This is a genomic window from Jatrophihabitans sp. sgz311053, assembly GCF_056135305.1.
This window is the reverse complement of the sequence record NZ_JBWAXP010000001.1, coordinates 558,306-570,562: the sequence shown is the minus strand read 5'-3', so window position 1 is coordinate 570,562 and position 12,257 is coordinate 558,306. Positions and strand designations below refer to the sequence as shown.

At 71.0% G+C, this 12,257-nt stretch carries 10 protein-coding genes; 7 read left to right on the top strand and 3 right to left on the bottom strand.

Going from position 1 to position 12,257, the window contains the following annotated elements; genetic code table 11:
- Window position 1 precedes the first annotated feature (1 nt).
- The 4 genes from AC0NZQ_RS02395 (at window position 2) to pknB (ending at window position 6,321) form a co-directional block, all read left to right on the top strand.
- Window positions 2-1,438 carry a PP2C family protein-serine/threonine phosphatase gene (locus AC0NZQ_RS02395; protein WP_474528040.1) on the top strand — a complete coding sequence of 479 codons (1,437 nt, stop codon included), beginning with the start codon at window positions 2-4 and terminating at the stop codon, window positions 1,436-1,438.
- Window positions 1,435-2,820: an FtsW/RodA/SpoVE family cell cycle protein gene (locus AC0NZQ_RS02390; protein ID WP_474528039.1), complete on the top strand. Its 1,386-nt coding sequence runs from the start codon at window positions 1,435-1,437 to the stop codon at window positions 2,818-2,820. Before AC0NZQ_RS02395 ends, AC0NZQ_RS02390 begins: the two co-directional genes overlap by 4 nt.
- The gene (locus AC0NZQ_RS02385) at window positions 2,817-4,418 is read left to right on the top strand and encodes a peptidoglycan D,D-transpeptidase FtsI family protein (RefSeq protein ID WP_474528038.1); all 1,602 of its coding nucleotides are present in this window, start codon (window positions 2,817-2,819) and stop codon (window positions 4,416-4,418) included. The genes AC0NZQ_RS02390 and AC0NZQ_RS02385 overlap by 4 nt, the downstream gene beginning before the upstream one ends.
- Before the next feature lie 61 nt (window positions 4,419-4,479).
- On the top strand, window positions 4,480-6,321 hold the full coding sequence (gene pknB / locus AC0NZQ_RS02380; protein ID WP_474528037.1) for a Stk1 family PASTA domain-containing Ser/Thr kinase: 1,842 nt from the start codon (window positions 4,480-4,482) through the stop codon (window positions 6,319-6,321).
- Between the two features lie 73 nt (window positions 6,322-6,394).
- Here pknB and AC0NZQ_RS02375 read toward each other — a convergent pair whose 3' ends face one another.
- Window positions 6,395-7,819, bottom strand: coding sequence for a sensor histidine kinase (locus tag AC0NZQ_RS02375; protein WP_474528036.1), 1,425 nt, complete (start codon window positions 7,817-7,819; stop codon window positions 6,395-6,397).
- A gap of 8 nt (window positions 7,820-7,827) precedes the next feature.
- Complete coding sequence (locus AC0NZQ_RS02370; RefSeq protein WP_474528035.1) at window positions 7,828-8,502, bottom strand: response regulator transcription factor; 675 nt, start codon at window positions 8,500-8,502, stop codon at window positions 7,828-7,830.
- A 150-nt stretch (window positions 8,503-8,652) separates the two neighbouring features.
- Here AC0NZQ_RS02370 and AC0NZQ_RS02365 point away from each other — a divergent pair, with 150 nt between their 5' ends.
- The 3 genes from AC0NZQ_RS02365 to AC0NZQ_RS02355 are packed head-to-tail and all read left to right on the top strand — an operon-like array spanning window position 8,653 to window position 11,566.
- Complete coding sequence (locus AC0NZQ_RS02365; RefSeq protein WP_474528034.1) at window positions 8,653-9,825, top strand: LolA family protein; 1,173 nt, start codon at window positions 8,653-8,655, stop codon at window positions 9,823-9,825.
- Between the two features lie 12 nt (window positions 9,826-9,837).
- Window positions 9,838-10,770 (top strand): ABC transporter ATP-binding protein, encoded by a 933-nt coding sequence (locus AC0NZQ_RS02360; protein ID WP_474528032.1) that lies wholly within the window; start codon window positions 9,838-9,840, stop codon window positions 10,768-10,770.
- The gene (locus AC0NZQ_RS02355) at window positions 10,757-11,566 is read left to right on the top strand and encodes an ABC transporter permease (RefSeq protein ID WP_474528031.1); all 810 of its coding nucleotides are present in this window, start codon (window positions 10,757-10,759) and stop codon (window positions 11,564-11,566) included. Before AC0NZQ_RS02360 ends, AC0NZQ_RS02355 begins: the two co-directional genes overlap by 14 nt.
- 89 nt (window positions 11,567-11,655) lie before the next feature.
- On the opposite strand, the gene AC0NZQ_RS02350 is transcribed toward AC0NZQ_RS02355, so the two are convergent.
- The gene (locus tag AC0NZQ_RS02350; protein WP_474528030.1) at window positions 11,656-12,234 is read right to left on the bottom strand and encodes a peroxidase-related enzyme; all 579 of its coding nucleotides are present in this window, start codon (window positions 12,232-12,234) and stop codon (window positions 11,656-11,658) included.
- Between the last annotated feature and the right edge of the window lie 23 nt (window positions 12,235-12,257).

Below are 12,257 nucleotides of genomic sequence, written 5' to 3'. Positions count from 1 at the left end.
CATGGCTCTCTACCTGCGTTACGCCGTCCGCTCCGACCAGGGCCTGGTCCGCAACAACAACGAGGACTCCGTCTACGCCGGGCCACGGTTGCTCGCCATCGCCGACGGCATGGGCGGTCACGCGGCCGGTGAGGTGGCGAGCAAGATCGTCATCACCGCCATGGAGCACCTCGACGAGGACCGCCGCATCGACGACCTCATGGGGGCGCTGCGCGACACCGTCCTGGAGGCGAACAACCAGATCTCCGACGCGGTCAAGGAGAAGCAGGAGCTGGAGGGGATGGGGACCACCCTCACCGCGCTGCGCTTCGTCGGCGGTCAGGTGGGGCTCGTTCACGTCGGCGACTCGCGCGCCTACCTGCTCCGCAACAACCTGCTGACGCAGATCACGCACGACGACACCTACGTCCAGTACCTCGTCGACAGCGGCAAGCTCACACCCGACGAGGCCAAGGACCACCCCCGCAAGTCGGTCATCCTGCGTGCCCTGCTCGGCGGCGAGCTCGAACCGGACGTCTCGATCCGCGAGGCGCGTCACGGCGACCGGTACCTGCTCTGCTCCGACGGTCTCTCCGACGTCGTCTCGACCGAGACCATCGCCGAGACGATGCGGATCGAGGACGTCCAGGACTGCGCCGACCGCCTCGTCGAGCTCGCGCTGCGCGGCGGCGGTCCCGACAACGTCACCGTGATCGTCGCCGACGTCATCAACGCCCGTGTCGGGGACGTCATCGACGACGTCCCGGTCATCGCCGGTGCCTTCGTCGACCCCGCGGCGGCCGACGTCCCCGGCGTCACCGGCGACTCCAGTGCCGCCGAGCGCGCCGCGCACATGGCCCGTCCCACCGCGGCACCGCCGCCGGTCGAACAGCAGGCACCTCGACGGCGGTTCCGCTGGAAGCCCTGGCTCATCGGCATCGGCGTGATCGCGGTCGTCGTGGGTGGACTCGGCGCGACTTACGCCTGGACGCAGACCCAGTTCTTCGTCGGCGCGGACGGCAAGGGCAGCGAGGTCGCGATCTTCCGCGGCATCAACACCGAGTTCGGTCCGCTGAAGTTCTTCACCGTCTACAAGAACACCGACATCGAGATCGACGACCTCAACCCGTCGGTCCGGGGTCAGGTCACCAGCGGCATCACCGCCGGCAACGCCCGTGACGCCGAGAAGATCGTCGAGAACCTCCGCGCCAACCGGCTGCCCGTCTGCCGGTCCGCGACGCCGAGCCCGACCGCCCGGACCACGCCGAGCACTGCCTCTGCCTCGCCCACCGCCAGCCGCCGGAGCTCGCCGGTCGCCGCGCCGTCCACGCGACGCCTCACCCCCTCGCCGACAGCTTCTCCCAGTGCCGCTTCGTCCAGTGCCGCCTCCTCCGCAGCCTCGTCCGCCGCTGCCAGCAGCGAGACGCCGCAGCCGAGCCCGGGGGTGAACTGCCGATGACCGCCGGGCTGAGCACGCTGCGCACGGTGCCGACGCGCCGCAACACCGAGATCGTCATGCTCATCTTCGCGGTGCTGATCACGGTCATTGCCGAGACCGCCGTCGAAGCCGCCCGCGACGGCAAGCTCTCCCCGTCTCGCCTGCTGACCTACGCCGCCGTGCCGCTGCTGCTCGGCGCGATCACCCACCTCGTCATCCGCCGCGTCGCGCCGTACGCCGATCCGCTGATGCTGCCGGTGGTGGTGCTGCTCAACGGCCTGGGCCTGGTCATGATCCACCGCCTCGACCTCAGCTCGGGATACGCGCCGCAGGCGCCCAAGCAGGTCGTCTGGATCGGCCTGGGCCTGGCCCTCTTCGTCGGCATCCTGCTGCTGGTCCGCGACCATCGCGTGCTGCAGCGCTACGCCTACACGCTGGCGCTCGTCGGCCTCTTCTTCCTCATGCTGCCGGTGGTCCTGCCGGCGCAGTTCAGCGAGATCCCGGAGGCTCCGGGCGCCAACATCTGGATCCGCGTCGGCGGCTTCCAGATCCAGCCCGGTGAGTTCGCCAAGATCCTGCTCACCATCTTCGGCGCCGCCTACCTGGTGCAGAAGCGGGACGTCCTCGCGCTCGCCGGCCGCAAGATCCTGGGACTCACCCTGCCCCGCGGCCGCGACCTCGGTCCGGTGCTCGTGGCGTGGCTGGTCTGCATCGCGGTGCTCGTCCGGGGTAGCGACCTGGGCACGTCACTGCTCTTCTTCGGCCTCTTCATCGTGCTCATCTACGTCGCCACCGAGCGCGTCAGCTGGGTCATCATCGGCATGCTGCTCTTCGCCGGCGGGGCCTACCTGGCGTACCAGATCTTCGGCAAGGTGCAGGAGCGCGTCAGCATCTGGCTGCACCCCTTCGCCGCCGACAACGCCGCCCTCGGCTTCCAGCTGCGGCAGTCACTCTTCGGCCTCGGCACCGGCGGCATCTTCGGCACCGGCCTGGGCAGCGGGCACCCGGAGCTGGTGCCGCTACCCTCCACCGACTTCATCATCTCCTCCTTCGGCGAGGAGACCGGGCTCTTCGGCGTCGCCGGGCTGCTCGCCCTCTACGGCATCCTCGTCACCCGCGGCCTCGCGGCGGGCCTGGCGGTGCGCGACTCCTTCGGCAAGCTGCTGGCCTGCGGGCTGGCGTTCCTCTACGCCCTGCAGCTCTTCGTGGTCGTCGCCGGCGTGACCCGGCTGCTCCCCGCCACCGGCCTCACCACGCCGTTCCTCTCCTACGGCGGGTCGTCGATGCTCGGCAGCTGGGTGATCCTCGCGCTGCTGGTCCGCATCTCCGACGCCGCCCGGCGGCCGGCGACCACGCCACCGTCGTCCCAGCAGACCGCCACGCAGGAACCGGTGCCGGCATGAACAAGCCCATCCGCAAGGTCGCCATCGCCGTGGGCGTGCTCTTCCTCGCGCTCTTCGTGAACCTCAACGTGGTGCAGGTGCTGCAGGGCGACTCGTACCGCGACAACTCCGGCAACCGGCGCGTGCTGCTCAACGAGTACAGCAGCCCGCGGGGCCAGATCGTCGTCGACGGCAACGCGGTGGCGACGTCGGTGGCGACCAAGGACGAGCTGAAGTACCTGCGCAAGTACCCGCAGGGTCCGGTCTACGCCCCGGCCACCGGCTACTACTCCTACATCTACGGCAAGACCGGTATCGAGAGCGCCACCAACAGCATCCTCACCGGGGACGACCCGTCGCTGTTCGGCACCCGGCTCGCCGACATCCTCACCGGACGCAACCCCAAGGGCGGCAGCGTCCAGCTGACCCTCAACGCCCGGGCGCAGGCCGCCGCCTACAAGGCGATGGGCAACCGGCGCGGCGCCGTGGTCGCCCTCAACCCCAAGACCGGCGCCATCCTCGCCATGGTCTCCACGCCGTCGTACGACCCGAACAAGCTGGCCAGCCACAACGCCGACGAGATCGACGCGGCGTGGAAGGCCTACAACAAGAACGACGAGGACCCGCTGCTCAACCGGACCATCAGCCAGGTCTATCCGCCCGGTTCGATGTTCAAGGTCATCGACTCCGCCGCCGCCCTGCAGGCCGACCCCAAGCTGACGCCGAACACCCGGCTCTCCTCGCCGAACTCCTACTGGCCGCTGAACCCCGGCCGGACCAGCGCCTGCCCGGCCAACGGCGAGGCGGCCTGCGTCGAGAACTTCGACGGCGAGGTCTGCGACAACGGCAAGACCGCCACCCTCGCGCTGGCCCTGGCCAAGTCCTGCAACACCACCTTCGCCAAGCTCGTCGCCGAGGACCTCAAGACCAAGGTGCCGGCGATGGCCGAGAAGTTCGGGCTGCAGGCGCCCTACTCCGGGACCCAGGCCGGGGACCTCTGCCTGCGGGCCGCCTTCACCACCCCGTTGCCGGTCTGCCGTTCCACCCCCGGTGCGCAGAGCGACTGGCAGCAGCCCGACACCCTGGCGCAGTCGGCGATCGGCCAGCGCGACGTGGCCATCACGCCGATGCAGGCCGCGATGATCTCCTCCGCAGTGGCCAACAACGGGCTGCTGATGAAGCCCTACCTGGTGGCCAAGGAGCTCCGCCCCGATCTGTCGACGCTGCGCCAGACCGACCCCGAGCAGCTCAGCCAAGTGCTGGACCCCGATCGCGACGCCGAGCTGATCCAGCTGATGGAGGGCGTCGTCGACAACCCGCAGGGCACGGGCCGGACGGCCGCGGTCGACAGCAAGACCTTCCCCGACGTGAAGGTCGGCGGCAAGACCGGGACGGCCGACCACGGCACCCGCAACGCCCGCACCGGCAAGTTCCCGCCCCCGCACGCGTGGTTCACCGGCTTCGCGCTGGACCGTGGCGAGGCCAAGATCGCCGTCTCCGTGATCATCGAGGAGGGCGGGGTCAACGGCAACGAGACCACCGGTGGGCTGGCCGCCGCGCCGGTAGCCAGGAAGGTCTTCGAGGCATATCTGAGCTCCATCGGGGCGGGTGGGTCGTGATGCCGATGCCGGAGCATCGCGACACACGCCGGCCCCGCAGGACGAGGAATGAGGACGACAGATGACGCAGCCGAGACTGGTCGGCGGCAGGTACGAGCTCGGTGAGCTGATCGGCTACGGCGGGATGGCCGAGGTCCACCGCGGGCGGGACATCCGTCTCAACCGCGATGTCGCGATCAAGGTGCTGCGCGCCGACCTGGCGCGGGACCCGTCCTTCCTCAACCGGTTCCGGCGCGAGGCGCACTCGGCCGCCGGCCTGAACCACCCGTCGATCGTCTCGGTCTTCGACACCGGCGAGGACGCCGGCGCCGACGGTGTCCCGGTGCCCTTCATCGTCATGGAGTTCGTGCAGGGCCGGACGCTGCGCGACATCCTGCGCGCCGAGGGCAAGCTGCCCGAGAGCCGGGCGATGGAGATCGTCGCCGACATCTGCAGCGCGCTGGACTTCAGCCACCGCAACGGCATCATCCACCGCGACATCAAGCCGGCCAACGTCATGATCACCACTGCCGGCGCGGTCAAGGTGATGGACTTCGGCATCGCCCGCGCCGTCGCCGACACCTCGGCCACGGTGACGCAGACGGCCAACGTCATCGGCACGGCGCAGTACCTCTCGCCCGAGCAGGCCCGCGGCGAGTCCGTCGACGCGCGCTCCGACGTCTACTCCACCGGCTGCCTCTTCTACGAGCTCGTCACCGGGGGTCCGCCGTTTCAGGGCGACTCGCCGGTCGCGGTGGCCTACCAGCACGTCCGCGAGAACCCAGTGCTGCCCTCGGCGCGCAACCCTGAGGTCTCGCGCGCCGTCGATTCCATCATCATGAAGGCGCTGGCCAAGAACCAGCTCAACCGCTACCAGTCCGCCGCGGACATGCGCAGCGACCTGCAGCGCGCGCTGGCCAGCCAGCCGGTCACCGCCGAGGCGGTGATGACCGACGCCGAGCGCACCCAGTTCATCGCTCGCACGCCCGCGCCGGTCGTGGCGGCGCGCCGTCCCGTCGACGAGGAGGACGGCGAGGACGAGCGGCATCGCACCGGTCTGATCTGGGCCGCGGTGGTGGTGGCACTGCTGCTCGTGATCGGCATCGGCACCTGGCTCATCGCCGGCACGGGCGGCACGGAGCGGCAGAACGTTACCCTCGACTCCGTCATCGGCCAGACGCGCCAGGCTGCTATCGACGACCTCCGCAAGCAGAAGCTGACGCCCGAGTTCGGCGGCGAGACCAGCGAGCCCTGCAAGGACGCCGGCGGGGTGGTCCGCTCGGTCAGCGAGGGTCAGGTCTGCATCACGACCCCGGCGCCCGGTGCCGAGCTGCAAGAGGGCAGCGTCGTCCGCTTCTACACCTACAAGCAGCAGCTCACCAGCGTGCCGCTCGTCGAGGGGATGAAGTTCGCCGACGCGGTGGCGGCGTTGAAGAACGCCAAGCTCACCTACACCCGGACGTACCGCAACAGCGCCGAGGACAAGGACACGGTGCTCGAGCAGGGCACGTCCGCCAACGAGGCCGTCCGCCCCGGCACCAAGATCGAACTCGTCCTCTCCACCGGCACCATCAAGCTGCCGGACGTCACCGGCAAGACGCTCGCCCAGGCGCTCGAGCTCATTCCGGACGACTTCGGCAATCCGAAGACGGTGGAGCAGACGACGCGCGACGAGAGCAAGAACGGTCTCGTCGCCTCGCAGGATCCCGGACCCGGCGCCTACAAGCCGAGCCGCAAGATCACGCTGACGATCTACCAGTACTCGCCGCCGCAGCCGACCTGCACCCCGGGGCCGACCGGTACGCCGACGAGCCCCACGCCCGGCGCCCCGACCACGCCGACACCGACCCCCACCACGACGACGCCGGGCACGCTGCCGGTCTGCGGCAGCAGCGGCTCGCCCAGCGGCGCGCCGTCGAGCTGAGAGCAACCGGGCCGGCGGCAGTCCGCTGTCGGCCCGGCGCTCTCCGGACCGGCTGCCCGCCCGGGCGCCGGCCTCAGGCCAGCGGCAGCGTGACGACGGCGAGCAGTCCCGGCCGGCCGTCCTCGCGATCGGTCAGCCAGACCCGGCCACCGTGGTTGCGCACGATGTCCCGGACGATCGGCAGCCCCAGCCCGGTGCCGCCGGTGTCGCGCGAACGCGACTCCTGCACCCGGTAGAAGCGGTCGAAGACGCGCTGCCGCTCCCGTTCCGGGATGCCGGGGCCGTCGTCGGTGACCGTGAGCCGGGCGTGCCGTGTCTCGCCCCGCCCGTGGACCCCCAGCTCGACGGTCACGCCGGTCGTCGCGTAGCGGACGGCGTTGTTCACCAGGTTGATCACCACCCGGCGCAGCGCATCGGCGTCACCGGTCACCGTCACCGGGGTGCAGTTCGCCGTCACCGGAACGCGGGCCTGGGTGTACCCGGCGACGACGGAGTCGACCACCTCACCGAACTCCACCGGCTCCGAACGGAGCCGACCCGCCTCGTCCAGCCGCGCGAGCGAGAGCAGGTCCTTCACCAGCCGGTCGAGCCGGTCGACGTCCACGAGGACGTCGTCGAGCAGGCCCGACCAGTCGTCCTCCGGGCCGAAGCGCTGCCCCACTTCCAGCTGCACCCGCAGCGAGGCCAGCGGCGAGCGGAGCTCGTGCGCGGCGTCCCCGACGAAGGTCCGCTGCCGGCTGGTGGCCGAGTCGATGCGGTCGAGCATGGCGTTGAGGGTGACGGCCAGCCGGTGGATCTCGTCCTGCGCGCGGGGCACCGGCAGCCGCTGTTCGGCGAGCCCCGCTGCCGTGATGTCGGCGGCACCGTGCCGCAGCGCGGCGACCGGTCGCAGGGTGAGGGCCACCACGCCGTAGGTGGCCGTCGCCATGAGCAGCACCGCCAGCGGACCGCCGATGAGCGCGGCGCGGGTGAGGATGCGCAGGCTGTCGTCCACCCGGCTCACGTCGGTGAAGACGACGACCGTGACGGAGCCGACTTTGCGCGCGATCGCGCGAAGGGTCGGGGTGGAGCTGGAGATGTCGTCGGCGCTGAACTCGATGCGGTTGCCGTTGCGGACCTGCGTCAGCTGGCTCGGGCTCAGCAGCGAGACGGTGCGGTCGGCTCCCTCGGAGGAGGCGATGACCGCGTCGTTGCTGTCGAGTACCTGGACGGCGGCGATACCGCTCGTCGTCGTCGGCACCACCTTGGGCAGCGTGCCCTTGCGCACCAGGGCGGCGACGTCGTTCGCGCTCTGCACGGCGTTGGAGTCGAGCACGCGGGTGAGGGCGTAGCGCTGCAGCACGAGCAGCAGCACGGCACCGGTGATGACGGCGAAGGAGAAGAGGGCGGTGGCGAGCAGGGTGAGGCGGGCACGCAGCGACTGGCGCACCCACCACTCGCGCGGCCAGGCGACGCCGCGCCGCGCGATCCCCTGCAGCGACGACCCCGTCGCGGACATCGGTGGGGCTAGTTCTCGGCGGTGAGGCGGTAGCCGGCCCCGCGGACGGTCTGCAGCGACTGCCGGCTGAAGGGCACGTCGATCTTGCGGCGCAGGTAGCCGACATAGACCTCGACGACGTTGGCGTCGCCGTCGTAGTTGGCGTCCCAGACGTGGTGCAGGATGTCCGCCTTGCTCACCGCGTCACCGGCGCGGCGCATCAGGAACTCGAGCAGCGAGAACTCGCGGGGTGTCAGCTCGATGGCCGTCTCGCCGCGGTGGACCGTGTGGGCGGCGGGATCGAGGACCAGGTCGCCGACGGTCAGCGATGCCGGTCGCGGCTGGACCCCGCGCCGCATCAGGGCCCGGATGCGCGCCAGCAGGACGACGAACGAGAACGGCTTGGTGAGGTAGTCGTCCGCGCCGAGGTCCAGGGCGTCGGCCTCGTCGTACTCGCCGTCCTTCGCCGTGAGCATGAGGATCGGGACCCAGTTCTCGGCGGCGCGCAGGTGCTCGATGATGCGATAGCCGGAGAGCTCCGGCAGCATGATGTCGAGGATGACCGCGTCGTAGGTCGTCTCCTGCGCCAGGTGCAGCCCGTCGGGGCCGGTGTGGGCGACGTCGACGGTGAACCCCTCGGCGCCGAGACCGCGTTGCAGGGCGGACGCCAGCCTGACCTCGTCCTCGACGATCAGCAATCGCACTCTGCACTCCCCTGGTCTGGGCCGACCTGTGGACGCCCGGAGGGCGCCTGTCGGACTGGTTCGAAGCGTTGTCAGACTGCCAGTGTGGACCAGCAGCGCACCGGGCCTACCTCAGCCCTGCCACAGCGCGCGTTGCGCACCCTCGATGGGGTGAATGTCCCGCCGGTGGTCCAGCGCCATCCTGCGCTGCGCTGGTTGGCGCCCGTGGCGGTGGTCGGCGTGATCGGCATCGTCGCCACCGGCGTGCTGCGGGCACAGGCGACGTCGGAGACGACGCTGCCGCGTACCGACGCCCGGTCCTTGATCGCGGCCGTGCGACAGCCGCAGCTGACGGGCTTCTCCGGGACGGTCGTCTCCAAGCTCTCGCTGGGCCTGCCCGAGCTGCCTTCGGTGATGAGCGACGACGCCGGCAGCAGCGCCTCGCTCTCCTCGCTGCTCACCGGCTCGCACACCCTCAAGGTCTGGTACGGCGGTCCCGACCGGCAGCGTGTCGCGCTGCTGGGGGAGACCGACGAGACCGACGTCTTCCGCTCCGGGCAGAACGTCTGGCAGTGGTCCAGCGCCGACCGCACCGCACTGCACGCCATCCTCCCGGACCGCTCGTCCCGTTTCGGCGGCTCGCCGCGGCCCTCCGGGGTGCCGGCGACGCTGCCGAGCGGCGGCACGCTGGGAGCGGCGACGCCGGGTGGACTGGCCGACGACCTGCTCAAGGAGCTGCAGCCCGGCACCAAGGTGACGGTCAGCTCGCGGCACCGCGTCGCCAATCGCAGCGCCTACGAGCTCGTGCTCACACCGCGCAGCGAGAGCACCACCATCGGCTCGGTGCGCATCGCCGTGGACGGCAAGACGAAGGTGCCGCTGGGCGTCAAGGTCTACGCCCGTGGCCGGTCCGACGCGGCGGTGGATATCGAGTACACGAGCATCTCCTTCACCGCGCCCTCGGCCACCTACTTCTCCTTCACCCCACCCGCCGGCGCGCGGGTGCGGACGGTGGACCTGGCCGAGCGGTTCGCACGCGCCCGGGCGGAGCGGGAGCGGTCGGCGCCGTCCGCGCCGTCGCCGTCACGCAACGTCGCGCGCCGGCTCACGGTGAGCGGCACCGGCTGGGACACCGTCTGGACGCTGCACGCCGGCGACCGCCTCAGCCGGGGGCTGCGCAGCCTGGAGAAGGGACCGCTGGCGCGGGCCTCGGAACGGGTCTACGGGCCCTGGGGTGCCGGGCGCCTCGTCACGACCGACCTCGTCAACGTCCTGATCACCAACGACGGCCGGGTGCTCCTCGGGGCCGTCGAGCCCAATTCGCTCTACGCCGCCGCCAAGTAGTCCGCCGCGGCGATGACGGCACCGGCGATCGCCACGCGCGGTCTCACCAAACGCTTCGGCGCCGTGGCCGCGGTGGACGGCATCGACCTGCAGGTGCCGGCGGGCTCGGTCTACGGCTTCCTCGGCCCCAACGGCTCGGGCAAGACCACCACGATCCGCATGCTGCTCGGCCTGGTGATGCCGAGTGCCGGTGAGCACGAGCTGCTCGGCACGTCCGTGACGGCGGCGGGCATTCAGGTGCTGGAGCGGGTCGGTGCCCTGATCGAGGGGCCGGCGTTCCATCCCTATCTCGCGGGTCGTGCCAACCTGGCCCGGTTGGACGCCGCCGACCGGAGCACCGACCCCGCGACCTCGGCGGCACGCATCGACGAGGCGCTGGAACGCGTCGGCCTCACCGCCGCGGCCGGCAAGCGCTATCGCGCCTACTCCCTGGGCATGCGGCAGCGCCTCGGCATCGCCGCGGCGCTGCTGCGGCCGCGGGAGCTGCTGGTGCTGGACGAGCCGACCAACGGCCTGGACCCCCAGGGGACCCGGGAGATCCGCACGCTGGTCGGGCAGCTCGCCGAACAGGGGACGACGGTCTTCGTCTCCTCGCACCTGCTCAGCGAGGTCGAGCAGATGTGCACCGAGATCGGGGTCATGAGCGCCGGCCGGCTGGTCTGGCAGGGCGGCATGACCGAGCTCCGCGACCGGCAGGCACCCTCGGTCCGGGTCGAGACCCCCCATGTCGAGGCTGCGGCGCGGCTGCTCGCCGAGCGCGGGCTGGCGGAGGTGCGACGCGACGGTGCCGACGTCCTGGCTCTGCTCGGCCGGGCACGCCCCGAGGAGCTGGTCGCGGCCCTCGTCGCCGCCGGTGTCGCGGTGCGCGGCTTCCGGGTCGAGCGACCGAGCCTGGAGGAGCAGTTCGTCGGCCTGACCGGTGAGGGGTTCGATGTCTCGGGCTAGCTTCCTGCGCTCCGAGATCGGCATGGTCTTCCGCCGGCGCCGCAACAACCTGCTGCTGGCCGTCCTCGGCCTCGTGCCGGTTCTGATCTGCGTCGCCACCAAGCTCAGCGGTGGCGACCGCGAGGGTGGCTCGATCTTCGGCGGCATCGCCGAGAACGGACTGTTCGCCGCGCTCGCCGCCTTCCTCGTCGCGATGCCGCTCTTCCTGCCACTCGTCGTCTCGGTGGTGGCCGGGGATTCGGTGGCCGGTGAGGCGCACAGCGGCACGCTGCGCTACCTGCTCACCGTCCCGGTCGGCCGGACGCGGCTGCTCGCCGTGAAGTTCGGGGCCACCGCGGCGTGGTGCCTGGCCTGCGCTGTGGTCGTGGCGCTGCTCGGCGTGCTCGCCGGGCTGGTGCTCTTCCCCTCCGGTGAGCTCACGCTGCTCTCGGGTCGGACGATCAGCTACGTCGAGGGGCTCGGCCGGCTCGCCCTCGTCGTCGGCTACGTGACCGTCGGGCTGCTCAGCGTGGCCGCGATCGGGCTCTTCGTCTCGACGCTCACCGAGGTCCCGATCGCAGCCATCGCCGCGACGCTGACACTGATCATCACCAGTCAGGTCGCGGACGCCATCCCGCAGCTCTCGGCCATCCACGCCTGGCTGCCGACCCACCACTGGCGGGCCTGGATCGACCTGCTGCGCGACCCGGTCGTCACCGATTCGATGAGCCGGGGCGTCCTGGTCAGCGTCGGCTACGTCGCCGTCTTCACCACGCTGGCCTGGGCCCGCTTCGCCGGCAAGGACATCACGAGCTGACCTGTCGGGGTACGTCCCCGCATCCACTCAACAGCCGGCGGAGGGTGAGCCGGCGGAGGGTCGGCCGGGGTGGGTCAAGTGGGGTGGAGCTAGTGGTACTCGGGGTTGGGTCGCTGGCCGAGGGCGAGGGCCATCCGGTTGGTGAAGTTGTACATCGCCGCGATCTCGGCGACGTCCCAGATCTCGTGGTCGGTGAGCCCGACGGCGCGCAGCGCGTGGAGGTCGGCCTCGCTCGCCTCGTGCGGCCGGGCGGTGAGCTTCTCGGCGTACTGGCAGATCGCGATCCGGCGCGTGTCGAGGTCGGCATGGCGCCAGTTGGTGGCGATGTAGTCGGCGGTGCGGGTGGCCTCGTCCGCGGCGACGCCGCGTTCGACGAGGGCGGCCTGCAGGGCGTGGCCGTGGGAGACGATGCAGTAGGTGCAGCGGTTCCACGCGCTGACGACCACGGCGATCATCTCGCGGTCGGCGGCGTCGAGGTTCGCGGTCGGCTCGTGCAGCAGCCGGTAGTGGCCGAACCAAGCCGAAAGGCGTTCGGGACGGTAGCTGAACGAGCGGAAGACATTGGGGACGAAGCCGATGCTCTCGCGGGCCTTGGCGAAGAGACCCTGCAGCCGTTCCGGCAGCTGACTCTCGTCGGGGACGGGGAAGAACCATGCGGCGCGCACCATGCCCGCGACGCTAGTACGGACGG